At 61.3% G+C, this 16,240-nt stretch carries 18 protein-coding genes; 9 read left to right on the plus strand and 9 right to left on the minus strand.

What is annotated here, in order from left to right; translation table 11 throughout:
• Nucleotide 1: 1 nt before the first annotated feature.
• On the minus strand, nt 2–1,117 hold the full coding sequence (locus CHR90_RS17885) for an aldo/keto reductase (protein ID WP_094410479.1): 1,116 nt from the start codon (nt 1,115–1,117) through the stop codon (nt 2–4).
• Nucleotides 1,118–1,217: 100 nt separating this feature from the next.
• Between CHR90_RS17885 and CHR90_RS17890 the strand changes: the two genes are divergently transcribed.
• The gene (locus CHR90_RS17890; protein ID WP_094410480.1) at nt 1,218–2,117 is read left to right on the plus strand and encodes a LysR family transcriptional regulator; all 900 of its coding nucleotides are present in this window, start codon (nt 1,218–1,220) and stop codon (nt 2,115–2,117) included.
• Nucleotides 2,118–2,121: 4 nt separating this feature from the next.
• On the opposite strand, the gene hemF is transcribed toward CHR90_RS17890, so the two are convergent.
• A complete protein-coding gene (gene hemF, locus CHR90_RS17895; RefSeq protein WP_094410481.1) occupies nt 2,122–2,973 on the minus strand; it encodes an oxygen-dependent coproporphyrinogen oxidase in 852 nt (283 codons plus the stop codon).
• A gap of 8 nt (nt 2,974–2,981) precedes the next feature.
• The gene (locus CHR90_RS17900; RefSeq protein WP_094410482.1) at nt 2,982–3,446 is read right to left on the minus strand and encodes a tRNA (cytidine(34)-2'-O)-methyltransferase; all 465 of its coding nucleotides are present in this window, start codon (nt 3,444–3,446) and stop codon (nt 2,982–2,984) included.
• 193 nt (nt 3,447–3,639) lie between these two features.
• On the opposite strand from CHR90_RS17900, the gene CHR90_RS19480 reads away from it, so the two are divergent.
• The 6 genes from CHR90_RS19480 (at nt 3,640) to CHR90_RS17925 (ending at nt 8,602) form a co-directional block, all read left to right on the plus strand.
• Complete coding sequence (locus CHR90_RS19480) at nt 3,640–3,777, plus strand: hypothetical protein (protein ID WP_170941459.1); 138 nt, start codon at nt 3,640–3,642, stop codon at nt 3,775–3,777.
• 274 nt (nt 3,778–4,051) lie between these two features.
• The gene (gene petA, locus CHR90_RS17905) at nt 4,052–4,609 is read left to right on the plus strand and encodes a ubiquinol-cytochrome c reductase iron-sulfur subunit (protein ID WP_094410483.1); all 558 of its coding nucleotides are present in this window, start codon (nt 4,052–4,054) and stop codon (nt 4,607–4,609) included.
• Nucleotides 4,610–4,630: 21 nt separating this feature from the next.
• On the plus strand, nt 4,631–5,881 hold the full coding sequence (locus tag CHR90_RS17910) for a cytochrome b (RefSeq protein WP_094410484.1): 1,251 nt from the start codon (nt 4,631–4,633) through the stop codon (nt 5,879–5,881).
• A complete protein-coding gene (locus CHR90_RS17915) occupies nt 5,881–6,639 on the plus strand; it encodes a cytochrome c1 (protein ID WP_094410485.1) in 759 nt (252 codons plus the stop codon). The genes CHR90_RS17910 and CHR90_RS17915 overlap by 1 nt, the downstream gene beginning before the upstream one ends.
• Nucleotides 6,640–6,717: 78 nt before the next feature.
• A complete protein-coding gene (locus CHR90_RS17920; protein ID WP_094410486.1) occupies nt 6,718–7,602 on the plus strand; it encodes an S-methyl-5'-thioadenosine phosphorylase in 885 nt (294 codons plus the stop codon).
• A gap of 160 nt (nt 7,603–7,762) precedes the next feature.
• Nucleotides 7,763–8,602, plus strand: a complete 840-nt coding sequence (locus tag CHR90_RS17925) for a VOC family protein (protein ID WP_170941460.1) — start codon at nt 7,763–7,765, stop codon at nt 8,600–8,602.
• A gap of 36 nt (nt 8,603–8,638) precedes the next feature.
• Here CHR90_RS17925 and CHR90_RS17930 read toward each other — a convergent pair whose 3' ends face one another.
• The 6 genes from CHR90_RS17930 to CHR90_RS17955 form a co-directional block, all read right to left on the minus strand.
• Nucleotides 8,639–9,439 (minus strand): DUF4886 domain-containing protein, encoded by an 801-nt coding sequence (locus CHR90_RS17930; RefSeq protein ID WP_094410708.1) that lies wholly within the window; start codon nt 9,437–9,439, stop codon nt 8,639–8,641.
• Between the two features lie 293 nt (nt 9,440–9,732).
• Entirely contained in the window at nt 9,733–10,839 is a 1,107-nt protein-coding gene (gene ychF, locus CHR90_RS17935) for a redox-regulated ATPase YchF (protein WP_094410488.1), read from the minus strand.
• An 81-nt stretch (nt 10,840–10,920) separates the two neighbouring features.
• On the minus strand, nt 10,921–11,511 hold the full coding sequence (locus CHR90_RS17940) for an SRPBCC family protein (RefSeq protein ID WP_094410489.1): 591 nt from the start codon (nt 11,509–11,511) through the stop codon (nt 10,921–10,923).
• An 81-nt stretch (nt 11,512–11,592) separates the two neighbouring features.
• Nucleotides 11,593–12,231 carry an aminoacyl-tRNA hydrolase gene (gene pth / locus CHR90_RS17945; protein WP_094410490.1) on the minus strand — a complete coding sequence of 213 codons (639 nt, stop codon included), beginning with the start codon at nt 12,229–12,231 and terminating at the stop codon, nt 11,593–11,595.
• Between the two features lie 19 nt (nt 12,232–12,250).
• The gene (locus tag CHR90_RS17950) at nt 12,251–12,829 is read right to left on the minus strand and encodes a 50S ribosomal protein L25/general stress protein Ctc (RefSeq protein WP_094410491.1); all 579 of its coding nucleotides are present in this window, start codon (nt 12,827–12,829) and stop codon (nt 12,251–12,253) included.
• 107 nt (nt 12,830–12,936) lie between these two features.
• Nucleotides 12,937–13,872: a ribose-phosphate pyrophosphokinase gene (locus tag CHR90_RS17955; protein ID WP_094410492.1), complete on the minus strand. Its 936-nt coding sequence runs from the start codon at nt 13,870–13,872 to the stop codon at nt 12,937–12,939.
• Between the two features lie 244 nt (nt 13,873–14,116).
• Here CHR90_RS17955 and CHR90_RS17960 point away from each other — a divergent pair, with 244 nt between their 5' ends.
• Entirely contained in the window at nt 14,117–15,643 is a 1,527-nt protein-coding gene (locus CHR90_RS17960; protein WP_141210991.1) for a sensor histidine kinase, read from the plus strand.
• Nucleotides 15,640–16,230 (plus strand): response regulator transcription factor, encoded by a 591-nt coding sequence (locus tag CHR90_RS19850; protein WP_094410494.1) that lies wholly within the window; start codon nt 15,640–15,642, stop codon nt 16,228–16,230. Before CHR90_RS17960 ends, CHR90_RS19850 begins: the two co-directional genes overlap by 4 nt.
• The last annotated feature ends 10 nt before the right edge of the window (nt 16,231–16,240 follow it).

Consider the following 16,240-nt stretch of genomic DNA (forward strand, 5'->3'; position numbering starts at 1 on the left):
TTTAGGCCGCGCTCACCCCCGCCCCGCCACCGTGGGTAACCGTGGGAACGGCATAGCCCGCAGGCTTGTCGCCCACCGTCACCCCGCCGGTCAGCATGGCCTGAATTTCCGGCTGGAAGAAGCTGTAGGGGAAGCGCGGTTCGGGACGGCTGACCGCCGCCAGCCGGGCGGCGAGGTCCGGCGGCAGGGTGAAATCCAACGCGCCCAGGCTCTCCTGAAGCTGCATAAGTTTCGTTGCGCCGAGGATCACGCTGCCAACGCCGGGGCGATTGGCCACCCAATTGAGCGCCACCTGTGCCATCGGTTTGCCGAGCGCCAGCGCCACGGCGTCCAACTCCGCGACGATGCGCCAGTTACGGTCGGTAAATTTGGCGAAGGCCGGGTCATCAGTGCCGCGCATCTCCTCAAGCCGCCCTTCCCCCGTCACGCCGGGCCGATACTTGCCCGAGAGAAGGCCAGAGGCCAGGGGGCTCCAGACCATCGTGCCGATGCCCCGATCGAGACCGAGCGGGATAAACTCATCCTCGATTGACCGTTCCGCCAAACTGTATTCGAGTTGAAGCGCGGTCAGCGGCTCCCACGCCCGCAGTTCCGCCAGGGTTTGCGCGCGCGCTGCCACCCAGGCGGGGACATTGGATAGGCCGATATGGCGTACTGTCCCGGCGCGCACCAGATCGTCCAAGGTGCGCATGACTTCTTCGATGGGCGTAATGCGGTCCCAGGTGTGGAGCAGGAACAGGTCAATATAATCGGTGCCGAGGCGCCTCAGCGAGCCTTCCACCGCCCGCAGAATATTCTTGCGGCCATTGCCCCCGGCATTCGGGTTTCCCGGTTCGGCATTATAGGAGAACTTGGTCGCAATCACCGCTTTGTCGCGCAGCCCCCGGTCGGCAATGAACTGCCCCAGCCAGGTTTCCGACGCGCCATTGGTGTAAAGGTCCGCCGTGTCAAAGAGATTACCCCCGGCGTCCACATAGGCATTGAAGATCGCCTGCGCCGTGTCCCGATCCGCGCCCCAGCCCCAGTCGGTGCCAAAAGTCATCGTACCAAGGGCGAGGCGGCTCACGCGCAACCCGCTGCGGCCAAGAGTGTAATAGGCATTTAGTCCGTCGGTCATGGGTCTTACTCCGGCAAAATCATCTGCCGTTACCCTGCCCTAATCCCCAGATCGCGATAATATCGCTTAATCAGAATAGATTATTCGATACAATTCAGGAATGGACCGTGATCTGCTTGCCCATCTGCCGATCCTTTTGAGCGTCGCCCGCCGGGGTGGCTTTGCGGCGGCAGCGGGGGAGTTAGGCCTCTCCCCCTCTGCCGTCAGCCATGCCGTGCGGTTGGTAGAAGACAGATTGGGCCAACCGATCTTCGCGCGCACCACCCGCAGCGTTGCCTTAACCGAGACGGGGGAACGGCTGCTCGCCGGTATCGGCCCCGCCCTCGCCGATCTCACCGCGTGCTGGGAGGCGGCGCGCCACCGCCAGGGCCAGATCAGCGGGCTGCTGCGGCTCAATGTCCCCTCCCTTGCCTTGCCGCTCGGTCTAACCCGGGTGATGGCGGCGATGGCCGAGCGGTTCCCCGACGTGCAGGTGGAAGCCTTCGTCAATAATGGGCTGACCGATATTGTTGCAGAGGGCTTCGATGCCGGGGTGCGGTTGGGGGAAATGATCGACGCCGATATGATTGCCCTGCGCCTAACCCCGCCCTTCGACGCCATCCTTGTCGCCGCCCCGGCCTATATCGCCCAGCACGGCCAGCCCGGGACGCTGGCCGATCTTGCGGCCCATCGCTGCATCGGTTTTCGCCAAATACGGGCGGGTGGCCTCTATCGTTGGGATTTGGTCGCGGAGGGACGGGATGTCAGCCTCGCCGTCCCCAGTACCAGCATTGTCAATGATCCGCTGGCCGCGCTCGACCTCGCCCGCGCCGGGGCGGGTATCGCCTATCTGTTCGAACCCCTGGCCCGGGCCGACCTCGCCGCCGGGCGGTTAATCCACCTGCTGCCAGAGAGCGCCGTGACCGAACCCGGCCTGTTTCTCTACTATCCCCGCCGCAGCCGCGATGCGCCGAAACTGCGCGCCTTCATTACAACCGCACGGGATGTGCTGAAGGGCTAAGCCGTTATGGCCAAGCAACGGCCGGTGGCAGCGACATCAGGATCGCTTCGGCATTCCCGCCGGTTTTCAGCCCAAAGCTGGTGCCGCGATCATAGAGAAGGTTGAATTCCACATAGCGCCCGCGCTTTACGAGCTGCGTCTGGCGCTGGGCATCGGTCCAGGGATCGTTCAGGCGGCGGCGGGCCAGGGCGGGATAGGTGGAGAGGAAGGCCAGACCGACATCGCGGGTGAAGGCGAAATCCGCCTCCCAATCACCGCTGTTCAACTGATCATAAAAGATGCCGCCGATACCGCGCGCTTCTTCCCGATGCTTCAGGTAGAAATACTCGTCGCACCAATCCTTGAACTTCGGATAATAGGCCGGATCATGAGCATCGCACGCCGCCCGCAGCCCGGCGTGAAACGCCGCCGTTTCGGCATCGTCGGGGAAAATCGGCGTTAAATCCGCCCCGCCGCCGAACCAGCCCTTGCTGGTCACGATCATTCGCGTGTTCATATGCACGGCGGGCACTAGGGGCGACTGCATATGCGCCACCAGCGAAATGCCGCTGGCCCAAAATTCCCCGGTGTCCGCCGCGCCGGGAATCTGCTGGCGAAACTCCTCGCTAAACGTGCCGTGGACGGTGGAGATATTGACGCCGACCTTCTCGAACACCCGCCCGCGCATCAGCGACATGGTGCCGCCGCCGCCGCCAGGACGCGCCCAGGTCTTGCGCTCGAACCGTCCCGGCGCCTTATCCGCGAGCGGACCGCCCGAAAGATCATCTTCCAACTGCTCAAAGGCCGCGCAAATATCGTTACGGAGCTGCTCGAACCAGGCGGCGGCCCTGGTTTTGCGCGTCTCAAGCTCGGACATACCTCTTCCTACTCACATCCGCAGCGCCGGTACCCATCGGTCTGGCGCAAGGCTTCGCCAAGGACCATTGCCCCGGCGATGGCGACATTTAACGACCGCGCTTCCGGACGCAAGGGAATCCGCACGCGCACGGCGGCGGCGGACGCCACCTCTGGCGGCACCCCAGCGCTTTCCCGCCCCAGCAGTAGCCGGTCGTCGGGTAAAAACTGGGCATCCGGCAGCAGGGTTTCCCCCTTCGTCGTCAGCACAATCAAGCGCCCGCCGAGGTTCGCGCCCTGATAGGCCGTCCAAGAGGCGTGCCGGGTAACGGTCACCTGATCGAGATAGTCCATCCCCGCCCGCCGCATATGGGGGCCGCCGAAAACAAAGCCGCAGGGTTCGATCACATCGACCGGCACGCCAAAGCAGGCGGCAAGGCGAAGCAACGTGCCGGTGTTCTGGGGAATATCGGGTTGAAATAGGGTAAGGCGCATGGCGGGCGACCCTAGAGCAATTCCGCCGCTGGGGAAATCGTCCGCAGCGCCTCACCGGTGAAATAGTAAAATTTTAGCGGCCACCGGCGGATGGGGCGGTTCTTACCGGAAGATGGAGGGGAATTAACGGGATTTCCTGGCACGCCGAGTGCAAGATTTCCTCAGTCCTCCCCCGTATGGGACCGTTTGGGATATGGAACGCCTAGTTTTCGCCTTTGCCGTCCTTCTGGTCGCGCTCGCGGGTTTCGCGGCGGCAACGGGGCATGGCGATGTGCTGGAACTGATCGACCATACCCCCACCCACGAGACGGTTGCGACCTTCGCCCGTTAAAGCTGCCAGCCTGCGCACGATGTGACATCCGCGCGCTTTGCAAATCGGGGGAATTCCTTTATACCCGGCTCTACGCTTGGCCGGTCTGCCGGAAAATGCGCATGATTCTGCGGAAAACCGTCATACGGCGGTTGCCTGCGGCATCGTGTCGCGTTTTCTTGTTTCTAAGCTACCCTAGAGGAGTTTGGAGCGGGCCGGCTCCGATTATAGGCTTGAGTTTCGACAGGGCCTGCGTTTCAAGGCCTGGTACAAGCGACGCGCGAGGACGGATCATATGGCTCAGTCTGCCAACCAAGCCCACGGCCAAGCCGGGGGAACCGGGGAAACCCGACGCGATTTTCTGACCCTGACCGCCGGGGCGATGGGTGGGATTGGGGCGGTCGCCTTCATTCTTCCCTTCATCAACAGCATGAATCCCGCCGCCGACACGCTGGCGCTGGCTTCGACGGAAGTCGATATTGGCGCCATCAAAGAAGGCCAAAGCGTGACCGTTACGTGGCGCGGTAAGCCGGTGTTCATTCGCCATCGCACGGCGGATGAAATCAAAACGGCTGAAGGCGTTAGCCCCGCCGAGCTTCCCGATCCGCAGGCCGACAAGGACCGCGTGAAGAAGCCGGAATGGCTGGTGCTGGTCGGCGTCTGCACCCATCTCGGCTGCGTGCCGAACGGGCAGAAGGTCGGTGAAGCCAAAGGCGATTTCGGCGGCTGGTTCTGCCCGTGCCACGGGTCGCACTATGATACGTCCGGTCGCATCCGCAAAGGCCCGGCGCCGCGCAATCTGGAAGTGCCGCAATATACGTTCCTGTCCGACACGTCGCTGCGCATCGGCTAACGGAGCGGGAGGGGTTCAATAATGAGCAATACAGCCAAACAAAACGGGCTAGTGAAGTGGATCGACAGCCGCCTGCCGATCTTCACCCTGCTAGACCATTCGGTCGGCAGCGGCTATCCGACGCCGCGCAACCTGAATTACTTCTGGAACTTCGGCTCGCTGGCCGGTGTGGTTCTGGTGGTCATGATCCTCTCGGGTCTGTTCCTGGCCATGAACTACACGGCCCATGTCAGCATGGCCTTCAACAGCGTCGAACGCATCATGCGCGACGTGAACGGCGGCTGGCTGATCCGGTACATTCACATGAATGGCGCGTCGATGTTCTTCATCGTCGTTTATATTCACATCTTCCGCGGCCTTTATTACGGATCGTATAAGGCCCCGCGTGAGCTGCTGTGGATCTTGGGCGTCGTCATTCTGCTGCTGATGATGGCCACCGCCTTCATGGGTTATGTGCTTCCGTGGGGCCAGATGAGCTTCTGGGGCGCTACCGTTATCACCAATCTCTTCTCGGCCTTCCCGGTTGTTGGCGATTATATCGTCACGCTGCTGTGGGGTGGTTTCTCGGTCGATAACCCGACGCTGAACCGCTTCTTTGCGCTGCATTTCCTGCTGCCGTTCGTCATCGTCGGCGTCGTGGTTCTGCATATCGCGGCCCTGCATCAGTTCGGCTCGAACAATCCGCTGGGTATCGATGCCAAGAGCGATAAGGACAAGATCCCCTTCCATCCGTACTACACGGTGAAGGATCTGTTCGGGATCGGCGTTTTTGCCATCTTCTTCGCCTTCTTCGTCTTCTTCGCTCCGAACTTCTTCGGCGAACCGGATAACTATATTCCGGCAAACCCGATGCAGACGCCGCCGCACATTGTGCCGGAATGGTACTTCCTGCCGTTCTACGCCATCCTGCGCTCGATCCCGGATAAACTGGGTGGCGTGCTGGCCATGTTCGCTGCCATCGGTGTGCTGGCCGTCCTGCCGTGGCTCGATACCTCGAAGATCCGGTCGGCCAAGTTCCGTCCGGTTTACTTCTGGTTCTTCTGGCTGCTGTTCATCGACTGCATCGTGTTGGGTTGGGCGGGCGGTAAGCCGGCGGAAGGCATCTACGTGCTGGTTGGCCGTATCGCCACCGCTTACTACTTCCTGCACTTCCTCGTGATCCTGCCGCTGCTGGGCAAGCTGGAAACGCCGAAGCCCTTGCCGTCGTCGATTGCCGCTGCCGTTCTCGGTGGTTCGGCTGCGCCGGCTGCCGCCCGCATGGAGAAGCCGTAATGTTGAAGAAAATCATTCTGGCGGCCGGGGTTACCCTCGGCCTCATGTCCGGTGCACAGGCGGCGGGCGAAGCGATTGCCCTGCCGAAGCAGGACTGGAGCTTCTACGGCATTTTCGGCACCTACGATCGGGCTCAAGCTCAACGCGGCTTCCAAGTCTATAAGGAAGTTTGCGCGGCGTGCCATGCGCTGCATCTTGTGTCCTACCGCAATCTTCAAGACCTTGGCTTCTCGGAAGAAGAAGTTAAGGCGATTGCGGCGAACTATAAGGTGACCGACGGGCCGAACGATGCCGGTGAAATGTTCGAACGGGCTGCCCGCCCGTCCGATAAGTTTGTCTCGCCGTTCCCGAATGAAAACGCGGCCCGCGCCTCAAACAATGGCGCTTATCCGCCCGATCTGTCGCTGATTGCGAAGGCCCGCGTTGGCGGCCCGGACTATCTCTATGCCCTGTTGACGGGCTATGAGAAGGCCCCCGCCGATGTGCAGCTTCTGGATGGGCAATACTATAATAAGTATTTCCCTGGTCATAAGATCGCCATGCCGCAGCCGTTGAACGATGGTCAAGTGACCTTCGCGGACGGGACGCAGGCTTCGGTCAGCAATATGGCCCGCGATTTGACCGTGTTCCTGAACTGGGCTGCCGAGCCGGAGCTGGAGCGCCGTCACCGTCTGGGCGTGCAGGTCATCCTGTTCCTCATTGTCGCCACCGGCTTCTTCTATGCCGCGAAGCGCCGCGTGTGGGCGGACGTGCACTAATCGTTGCTCTCACTCTTGTGAGGCAATGCGCAAGCCGGGCATGATCGCCCGGCTTGTTGCTTTTTGAGGGATGGTTTTATGTCGGATCAGCACACCCGCCCGCCTGTGATTGGCGTCATTGGCGGCAGCGGCGTCTATAGTCTTGACGGGCTACATGGGGCCGAATGGGTCGCTATCCATACCCCCTTCGGCGCCCCCTCCGATGATGTGTTGGTCGGCGAGTTGCACGGCGTGCGCATGGTGTTTCTGCCCCGCCACGGGCGCGGTCATCGACAAACGCCCAGCACGGTCAATTACCGCGCCAACCTTTGGGCGATGAAGGCGCTGGGGGTTACCGATATTATCGCCGTCTCCGCCGTCGGTTCGCTGCGGGAAGACCTGCCGCCAGGGAGCTTCGTGCTGGTCGATCAATTCATCGACCGTACCTTTGCGCGGGAAAAGAGCTTCTTCGGCCCTGGCCTCGTCGGCCACGTCCCCCTCGCCCACCCGGTCTGCCCGCGCTTGGGCGACGCCATCGAAGCCGCCGCAGGCGACATCGGCCAACCCATCCGGCGCGGCGGCACCTATATGGTCATGGAAGGGCCGCAATTCTCCACTAAAGCTGAAAGCGAACTCTACCGCGCGTGGGGGTGTTCGGTGATCGGCATGACCAATATGCCGGAAGCAAAATTGGCCCGCGAGGCCGAGATTTGCTACGCCAGCATCGCCATGGTGACCGATTTCGACGGCTGGCACCCCGATCATGACGCGGTGACAGTCGATCAAGTGGTGCGGGTGGCTGGGGAGAATGCCGCCAAGGTGCGGCATTTGCTGCAAGCCACCGTGCCGCATCTGGCAGCCCCGCGCCCCCTCTGCGCGCACGGCTGCGATACCGCGCTGGAGCATGCGATCATGACCGCCCCCAGCCAGCGCGACCCGGCAATGATCGAGGCCCTAAGGCCCATACTTGCCCGGATACTATAAGGAGCAGTTTCGAGGAGGCTGACGCATCGAAACTGAGAACGGCGCGACTGCGCCGCGCGCCCTTGGCGCGGGAGGCCAGGGTTCTGGAAGAACCCACCCGCCGCATGAGGGCCGCGTTGATCGATCACGATCAACGCTTATGAAAAGAAGGAGAAGCCGCATGGCCGGAACCGATCATCTGATCTACGGCGTTCAGGATCTTGAAGCCGCCCGCGACCAATTTCGCCGTTTAGGCTTTGTCGTCACACCGCGCGGTCGCCACAAGGGCTGGGGCACCGCGAACTACTGCGTGATGCTGACCCAGGGGTATATCGAGCTACTAGGGATCATCGACCCCAATCAGTTTAGCAATAACCTCGACCGGTTCCTGACCGACAAAGGCGAAGGGCTGCTGGGGATTGCCCTGGCGACTGACGACTCCGCCACCCTCGCTGAAAAGCTGACCGAGCGCGGCCTGCACCCGGAGGGGCCGTTCGCCCTCTCCCGCCTATTGGAAACCGAGGAGGGCGGCACCGTCGAACCCGCGTTCTCGCTGCTGCGCTTACCGCCGGGGGAGCTACCCGCTATCAACGGGTTCTTCTGCCAGCACTTAACGCCAGAGCTGTTGCGCAAACCGGCGTGGGAGCTGCATCCGAACGCCGTCACCGGTATCGCCAGCACGACCATTGCGGTGGACGATCCAGACGCCGTGGCGCAAGCCTATGAGCAGGTCTATGGCCGCGCCGCCGTCGTGCCGACCGATGACGCCTGGGCCGTGCATCTGGGGGATGGCAGCGTATTGCTCTTCGTAACGCCGGAAGAGGCCGCCACCCTCTATCCTTCCCTCGACGACGCCCCGGACGGCCCAACCCTCGTGGCGACGGCCCTGCGCAGTGCCGATCTCGACCAGACCGCCGCGGCCCTCTCGGCGAACGGGGTGCCGTTCGACCGCTTGCCCGGCCCGGTGCTCCGCGTGGCGCCGCAAGACGCCTGCGGGGCCGTTTTGGAATTCGTTGCCTAGTTCAGGGTAGCAGGGGCCGCGCGCCCCTGCCGCGCCTTACGGTTTAAAATAGTCCTGCACCGTGGCCCAAGCGGCCTCCTGCAGTTTGGCGGCAACCTCATCAGCCAGATCGGCGGTGTAGCTATTGCCCACCGGTGATTTACCGAACAGCGCCGCATAGGTCGTCGCCGCCGCCAGATAGGTGCCCGCCAGCGTTGGATGGCGCTTATCCTTCTGGTACAGGTTGATTTCCGGCGACAGGGCTTGGGATTTTGCAAAAGCCAGCCCGGCCGGGATCACCAGCGCCTTAAGCTTATTGCCCATCTCGGTATAGGCGTCGGCTAACTCTCCGGTCATTTCGGGAACGTCCTGATAGGCCCAGGACATAAAAAAGACCGGCTCCGCCCCATGCGTGCGGACGATGGCTGCGTCCTTTTCAGCCGATTCGGCGAAAACTGTTTTCAGATCGGGATGCACCGGGCATTGGCTGCAATCCATCATGATCGTCACATCATAGGGCTTGCGGTCCTTCGGCGCGAAGATCACCCGGTTCTTAGCATCGAAACTATAGCTTCCCACCGCATTCGGGCGGAAATAGCTGGCGACATCGTGCCAATCAAGACCGGCCCCGCTGATCGTTGCAGAAAAGGACCGGAAATTATTCTTACTTTCGCCCCGTAAAACAAACTCGCGAACATGAGAATGCAGACTATTATTATAATAAAAGAAACTATTCCCGACATAAAGCGCCGAATGCGGCGGCTGCGGCAGGCGCGTTACCTCGGGTTTGACTTCTGCCCGTGCAGGCACGGCACAGATAAATCCGATAAAGGCATAAAAGGTAAGTACTCGTGCCATGACCATGTCCCGATAAAGCTCCATCCATCGCGGCCCGTTCCGCGTGCGGCCAAACTTTAGAGACAGTTTGTTACAAGACAACCTGTAATAAGGTCTTGTGACTATTTTTCGCTTTGCACTTTAGATTTATTGGATTTTCAACAAATATTAAGCGGCCGCCCGGGGCCGGGCGGCGCGCTTTTAGAAGGGTCTTAGAGCAAATCCCGAGCGGGTGGAACACCCGCGACGACGTATTTGCTGAAAAAACAATAGTTTAGAGCGTTTGACGTGAGCCGTAGCGAACGAAAAACGCTCTAAACGTTGAAGCGGAAGTGGAAAATATCGCCGTCCTGGACCAGATATTCTTTGCCTTCGAGGCGCATCTTCCCGGCGTCCTTCGCCCCGGCTTCGCCGTTGCAGGCAATGAAATCGTCATAGGCGATGGTTTCAGCGCGGATAAAGCCCGTTTCGAAATCGGTATGAATAACGCCCGCCGCTTCCGGCGCTTTTGCCCCCGCGCGGACGGTCCAGGCGCGGGCTTCCTTCGGGCCGACGGTGAAGAAGGTCAGCAGTCCCAGCAACCCATAGCCGACCCGGATAACACGGGCCAGGCCGGTTTCTTCCAGGCCCAGGGTTTCCAGAAACTCGCGCTTTTCGTCTTCGGTCGGCAGTTGCGCCACTTCGGCTTCGATGGCGGCCGAAATTACCACCTGTGCCGCGCCTTCGGCCTTAGCGCGTTCGGCAACCTTATCGGACAGGGCGTTGCCGGTTGCCGCTTCGTCTTCATTGACGTTGCAAACGTAAACGACGGGCTTCGAGGTCAACAGTTGCAGCAGCTTCACGCCGCGTTTGGCGTCGGCATCCCAATCGCGGATGATGCGGCGCGCGGGGATCCCCTCGCGCAAGCCTTCGAGCAGCGGGCCGATCAGCGCAAGCTGGGCGATGGCTTCTTTATCGCCGCTGCGGGTGCGCTTGTTCAGCGCGATCTCGCGCTTTTCCAGACTTTCCATGTCGGCGAGCATGAGTTCGGTTTCGACCGTATCGGCATCGCGCAGCGGATCGACCGACCCTTCGACGTGGGTGATGTCGCCATTCTCAAAACAGCGCAGCACATGCACAATCGCGTCAGTCTCGCGGATATTGGCCAGAAACTGATTGCCGAGACCTTCGCCCTTCGACGCGCCGCGCACCAGCCCGGCAATATCAACGAACTCAAGCTGCGTCGGGATGATCTTGGCCGATTTGGCAATCGCGGCGATCTTATCCAAACGCGGGTCGGGCACGGCGACGATGCCGGTATTCGGCTCGATGGTGCAGAAGGGATAATTCGCGGCCTGGGCAGCCACCGTGGCGGTCAGCGCGTTGAACAGGGTCGATTTACCGACATTCGGCAGACCAACGATACCGCAATTGAACCCCATACCAAGCATCTCCGCAGGCAAACGATGTGATGGGCGTGGGTTTACCCGGTTTCCGGCCGTTTGTCTCGCTTTCTGACGGGATCAGCGCAGGGCGGTGAGTAAATGGGTGACGATGCGGTCGACTTCCGCCTGCCCCTCCGGCTCCAGCAGCGCGCGCAGCCCCCCATAGGCTGGCCCATCGAGATAGACCGTCAGCGAAACCCGCGTCCGCCCAGCCTCTGCCGGGGTTAGGCGCCACGCAAACAGTGTGGCCGCCCCCGGCTGCACCCGGCCCCACAGCAGCCGATCCGGGGCCGTTTCGCGGATGGGCGCCGTATAATCGACTGGAATCAAACCATAGAGCGCTTCGATTCGAAATCGGATCATTCCGGTATCGAAATTATTGATCTGCTCCGACACGCGCAACCCACTGCGCGCCCAAGTTGGCCACTCTTGAATGGCCTGAAGTTTGGCGGAAACCGCCGCCGCAGGCGCCTCCGTCTCGCCACTCGAAAACAGCACAACCGTCTTCCAGCTTGGGGCAATGCCCGCCTGCGCCGATATTATTTCGATATCAGGATGATTAAGCAGCGCCGGATCGGGCCGCCCGGCGAGGATAAGCCCCATCACGCTTGCCACAAGCAATAAGATCAAGCTGCCCAAAACGGCGGGCGGCAGGCGCGGCGGCACCATGGCAAAGCTCCGAAAAACAAGGGGCGGAAAGCGCGCAGGGATTTCAGCGAAAAACCGACCGGCTGTCGAGGCTGGGGCCGTTTAATTCTGGGCGGCGGGCTTCGGGGCGGGCGGCGCCTTGGGCGGTTTCGGCGGGGGCGGCGGCGTAATCTTGCGGGAAACCGCTTCGCTAAACTCCCGTTCCGATTTCGCAACAAAAAGCGGTGCGGCCGCTGCCATCGCTTCCAGTAGCGGGACCAGCCAAACCTCGTCGGCCTTGGCGAAATCCCCGAGGACGTGCGAGGTCACGCGCGCCTTTTCCCCCGGATGACCAATGCCGAGGCGTACCCGCCAATAGTCGGGCGTACAATGAGCGTCGAGCGACTTCAGGCCGTTATGCCCGGCATGCCCACCGCCCTTTTTGACGCGGAATTTCCCGGCGGGCAGTTCCAACTCGTCATGAAAGACGATCATCTGCTGCGGGGGGATTTTATAGAAACGCAGAATAGCGCCGACGCAATCGCCGGACAGGTTCATATAAGTGCTGGGCTTAACCGCCAGACATTTCACGAACCCAAGACCGCCTTCCGTCATTTCGCCTTGAAACTTACTGGCGCGGAAGGGGGGAAAATTATGGCGCCGGGCAATCTCGTCCAGCGCGAGAAACCCAATATTATGCCGATTACGGGCATATTGGCCCCCCGGATTGCCGAGACCGACAAGAAGCCAGGGGGCCGACACGCTTTAGCTCCGCAACCGCTTAGGCGTCGCCGCCCGACGCCGGAACGATGGTCGCGATGGTGAAATCGCGCTCACCGCCCACAACCTTCGCGCTCGCCGGAATGGCAAGCTGCGAGACGTGGACCGAGCTGTTGATATCGACGTTCAGCAGATCGACCGTCAGATGATCGGGAATGTCGTTGGCATTCACTTCCAGTTCGACCGTGTGCTGAACGATATTCAGCAGGCCGCCCTTTTTAATGCCGACCGACTTTTCCTGATTGATGAAATGCACGGGGATATTGACCGAAATGGTCGAATCCGCGCCAACGCGCAGGAAATCCACATGTTCCGGGCGGTCGGTGACCGGGTGGAACTGGACATCGCGGGCCAGCACGCGGTGCTTTTCGGCACCGGTATCAATATCGAACAGGCGGGCAAAGAAGCCGCCCTTGTGCAGTTCGGTGTGAAGCTCGCGCGGGTCGATCGCGATCATCACCGGGGCTTTCTTGTCACCGTAAACGACGGCCGGCACCTGACCAGCACGACGAACGGCACGGGCGGCCCCCTTTCCGGCCCGCTCACGCAGCGAAGCGCGAAGCGTAACAACTTGGGACATGTCCCAACTCCTTCACAAAATGGACGACGGGACCATCCCGCCGTCTTCCGGCCTCGATGCGACCTCCAGGGGTGTCGGATCGAAACCGAAACGGATGTGGCGCGCTCTTAGTAGAAGAGGCTCGACACGGATTTTTCTTCGGACACGCGGCGGATGGCTTCGGCCATCAACGGCGCAATCGTGACCTGACGGATATTATGGGCGGCCTTGACGGCATCGGTCGCTTCAATCGTGTCGGTCGTCACCAACTGCTGCAGCGGCGAATTGGTGACGCGGGTGACCGCCTGGCCCGAGAGCACGCCGTGCGTCACATAGGCGGAAACGGAGGTGGCCCCCGCCTTCATCAGCGCTTCGGCGGCATTGCACAGGGTGCCGGCGCTATCGACGATATCGTCGATCAGAATGCAGCGCTTACCGCGCACATCGCCGATAATGTTCATCACTTCCGACACGCCCGCCCGCTCGCGGCGCTTGTCGATGATGGCAAGATCGCTATCGATGCGCTGGGCAATCGCGCGGGCGCGCACCACGCCGCCGACATCCGGCGAGACGATGATAACGTCTTTCGTATCCTGGAACTGGTCCTGAATATCCTTCACGAACACCGGCGCGGCGTAGAGATTATCGGTCGGGATATCGAAGAACCCTTGGATTTGGCCCGCGTGCAAGTCGATCGTCAGCACCCGGTCCGCCCCCGCCGTCGTCATCAAATTGGCGACCAGCTTTGCGGAAATCGGCGTGCGCGGACCAGACTTGCGGTCTTGGCGGGCATAGCCGAAGTAGGGCACAACGGCGGTAATGCGGCGGGCGGAGCTGCGCTTCAGCGCGTCCATCATCACCAGCAGTTCCATCAGGTGGTCGTTGGCGGGGTAGGAGGTCGATTGGATGAAGAACACGTCTTCCCCACGGATGTTTTCATGGATTTCCACGAAAACTTCCATGTCGGAGAAGCGCTTTACCGCCGCGCGGGTCAGCGGCAGGTTCAGGTAGGCGCAAATCGCCTCGGTCAACGCGCGATTGCTGTTGCCGCTTAGAATCTTCATCCCAGGCCCCACCCGTTTTCAAAAAAACGCCAGCGCAGGGCGCAGCGAACCCCGGCCCCGTCGAAATCGCGCGGACACTAGCAGGCTGTCATGCTTCTGTAAATCAAGCCGCACGGATTTCTGCCCTGCATCCGTGGCAGCACCAAACGGCCCCCAAGCCGTCCCGGCATGGCAGATTTAACGGTAGGAGGATCACGCACAATCGCCCATAAACGATCCCATCGATTGGTTTTCGGAGTTGAGTGTGCTGACCTCCCTACGGTCGAAATTCGCCCTGCTGTTCCTTACTTTCATCGCGGTCCCGGCCGTGCTGGGGGTGATCGGCATGGGGGCCCTACAGGCGGTTAACGATCCAGCAACCGAGATTCGCGAGGTTTGGCTGCCAAAGCTTCGCATTTTGGCGGCGCTGAACGATCATTTAAGCGATTTCCGCTTGGCGGAAGGCGATTACATGGCCGCAGCGGATGAGGAAGAGCGCAGCACCCATGCTGTCACGCTGGCGCGCTTGGGCGGGGAAATCGCCGCCAATATCGCCGAATACCGCGTCTCGCAGCCCGCCAGCAATGCAAGCAAGGAAGCACAGGCCTTTCAGCAGTTCGTGACCGCGTGGAATACCTATCGCGAGATTGCGACGCGGCTGATGACCCAGGCAGCGACACTCGACCGCCAGACGGCGCGGCAACTCTATCGCACGGAGAACCAACAAGCTTATTGGAAGGCCAGCGACCTGCTGGACCAATTAACGGCAGCGGATATTGAAGAGGCGGAGGCCAGCCGCGACCAGGCTAAATCGGTCTATGACGATACCTCCATGCGTTTCATTGTCATCATCGTCGGCGTGGTTGGGCTGGCGATCCTGGCCATGGCGATGGTCAACCGCACGATCTCCTCGCCGCTGATCCAATTGGTCGGTGTTTTGACCCGGATCCCGCAGCGCGATTTCAGCGCCCCTGTCCCCCACACTGGGCGGCGGGATGAAATCGGCGCGATTGCCCGCGCCATTACCGTTTTCCGCGAACAGGCCGCCGAGCTAGAGGAAACCCTGCGCCGCGAGCATGGGCTACTGACCCAGCAACGCAATTTTATCACCATGGCCAGCCACGAGATTCGCACCCCGCTCACCGGGATTGACGGACACGCGCGCCGCCTGGAACGCCAGGCCGATCACGTGGCCCCGGCGGAAATCGCCGAACGCGCCGGGCGCATCCGCGCCGCCGTCCGCCGCTTAACCCAGGTGGTGGAAAGCGTCACCCGTGCCGCCCAATGGGACCAAGATCCGGCGGAAGTTCACCTGCGCCCCCATGCGCTGCCCAGTGTGCTGGCCGATATTGTTCAGCGCGCGCGGGAGGAGAACCCGCAGCGGGCGATTTTACTGACCTGCGCCCCCTTTCCGCAGCCGCTCAGGCTTGATCCCGCCTTGCTGGATCAAGCCGTCACCAATCTTCTTGGCAATGCCTTGAAGTATTCCGATCCCAGCACGACTGTATCGATAACCGCCCGTATGGACGGCGATTGGGCGCTGGTGGAGGTCGAGGACCAGGGCATCGGCATCCCGGAAGCTGAACGGGAGCAAATTCGCACGCGGTTTTTCCGCGCCTCCAACGCCCGTGCCACCGTGGGCAGTGGCGTCGGGCTGTATATCGTCGATCAGATCATGGCCATCCACGGTGGAACCATGAGTATCGACAGTCGTCTGAATGAAGGAACGCGGGTAACATTACGCTTACCGCTATCTTCGCCGATTAGTTTGCCGGAAGGAGCTTCCCTATGAGCGCGCGTCTCTTGTGCATTGAAGATGATCCCGACACCCGGGCCTTGCTGGTCGAAGAACTAGAAGATGCAGGCTACGATGTGCGCGCTGCCGCCGATGGCGCCGATGGGCTGACCGAGGCGCTGTCGTTCCGTCCGGACCTCATTCTCTGCGATGTTATGCTGCCGCGCCTGTCGGGCTTTGACCTCTTGGAAAAATACGGCGCGCTGGTTCCGAACGTGCCGCCCTTCATCTTCCTGACCGCCCTGACCGACCGCGACAATGTGCTGCGCGGGCGGCGCCTCGGGGCCGATGATTACGTAACGAAGCCAATTGATTTCGATATTCTGCTGGAAATCGTCAAACGCCGCCTAAGCCGCGCCGCGCCTGCCGCCCCAGCCTCGGGCAGTCACGATCTGACCGACCGCGAGATCGAAACCTTGACTTGGGTGGCACGCGGCAAATCCTCCTCCGAAATCGCCGAAATGCTAGGGATTTCGGAGCGGACGGTGAATTTCCACGTCGAAAACGTGATGCGTAAGCTCGATGTGGTTAGCCGCGTTCAGGCCGCTGTGGTCGCCGTGCAATCGGGCTGGATCCGGCCGTAATTCGGGGGAT

The sequence above is a fragment of the Elstera cyanobacteriorum genome (assembly GCF_002251735.1).
In the GTDB taxonomy this organism is placed as follows: domain Bacteria; phylum Pseudomonadota; class Alphaproteobacteria; order Elsterales; family Elsteraceae; genus Elstera; species Elstera cyanobacteriorum.

Excerpts from the sequence above, each read along its gene's own strand:
- CHR90_RS17885 (WP_094410479.1), bottom strand. The coding sequence starts at position 1,117 with ATGACCGACGGACTAAATGCCTATTACACTCTTGGCCGCAGCGGGTTG.
- CHR90_RS17890 (WP_094410480.1), top strand. The coding sequence starts at position 1,218 with ATGGACCGTGATCTGCTTGCCCATCTGCCGATCCTTTTGAGCGTCGCC.
- hemF (WP_094410481.1), bottom strand. The coding sequence starts at position 2,973 with ATGTCCGAGCTTGAGACGCGCAAAACCAGGGCCGCCGCCTGGTTCGAG.
- CHR90_RS17900 (WP_094410482.1), bottom strand. The coding sequence starts at position 3,446 with ATGCGCCTTACCCTATTTCAACCCGATATTCCCCAGAACACCGGCACG.
- CHR90_RS19480 (WP_170941459.1), top strand. The coding sequence starts at position 3,640 with ATGGAACGCCTAGTTTTCGCCTTTGCCGTCCTTCTGGTCGCGCTCGCG.
- petA (WP_094410483.1), top strand. The coding sequence starts at position 4,052 with ATGGCTCAGTCTGCCAACCAAGCCCACGGCCAAGCCGGGGGAACCGGG.
- CHR90_RS17910 (WP_094410484.1), top strand. The coding sequence starts at position 4,631 with ATGAGCAATACAGCCAAACAAAACGGGCTAGTGAAGTGGATCGACAGC.
- CHR90_RS17915 (WP_094410485.1), top strand. The coding sequence starts at position 5,881 with ATGTTGAAGAAAATCATTCTGGCGGCCGGGGTTACCCTCGGCCTCATG.
- CHR90_RS17920 (WP_094410486.1), top strand. The coding sequence starts at position 6,718 with ATGTCGGATCAGCACACCCGCCCGCCTGTGATTGGCGTCATTGGCGGC.
- CHR90_RS17925 (WP_170941460.1), top strand. The coding sequence starts at position 7,763 with ATGGCCGGAACCGATCATCTGATCTACGGCGTTCAGGATCTTGAAGCC.
- CHR90_RS17930 (WP_094410708.1), bottom strand. The coding sequence starts at position 9,439 with ATGGCACGAGTACTTACCTTTTATGCCTTTATCGGATTTATCTGTGCC.
- ychF (WP_094410488.1), bottom strand. The coding sequence starts at position 10,839 with ATGGGGTTCAATTGCGGTATCGTTGGTCTGCCGAATGTCGGTAAATCG.
- CHR90_RS17940 (WP_094410489.1), bottom strand. The coding sequence starts at position 11,511 with ATGGTGCCGCCGCGCCTGCCGCCCGCCGTTTTGGGCAGCTTGATCTTA.
- CHR90_RS17950 (WP_094410491.1), bottom strand. The coding sequence starts at position 12,829 with ATGTCCCAAGTTGTTACGCTTCGCGCTTCGCTGCGTGAGCGGGCCGGA.
- CHR90_RS17955 (WP_094410492.1), bottom strand. The coding sequence starts at position 13,872 with ATGAAGATTCTAAGCGGCAACAGCAATCGCGCGTTGACCGAGGCGATT.
- CHR90_RS19850 (WP_094410494.1), top strand. The coding sequence starts at position 15,640 with ATGAGCGCGCGTCTCTTGTGCATTGAAGATGATCCCGACACCCGGGCC.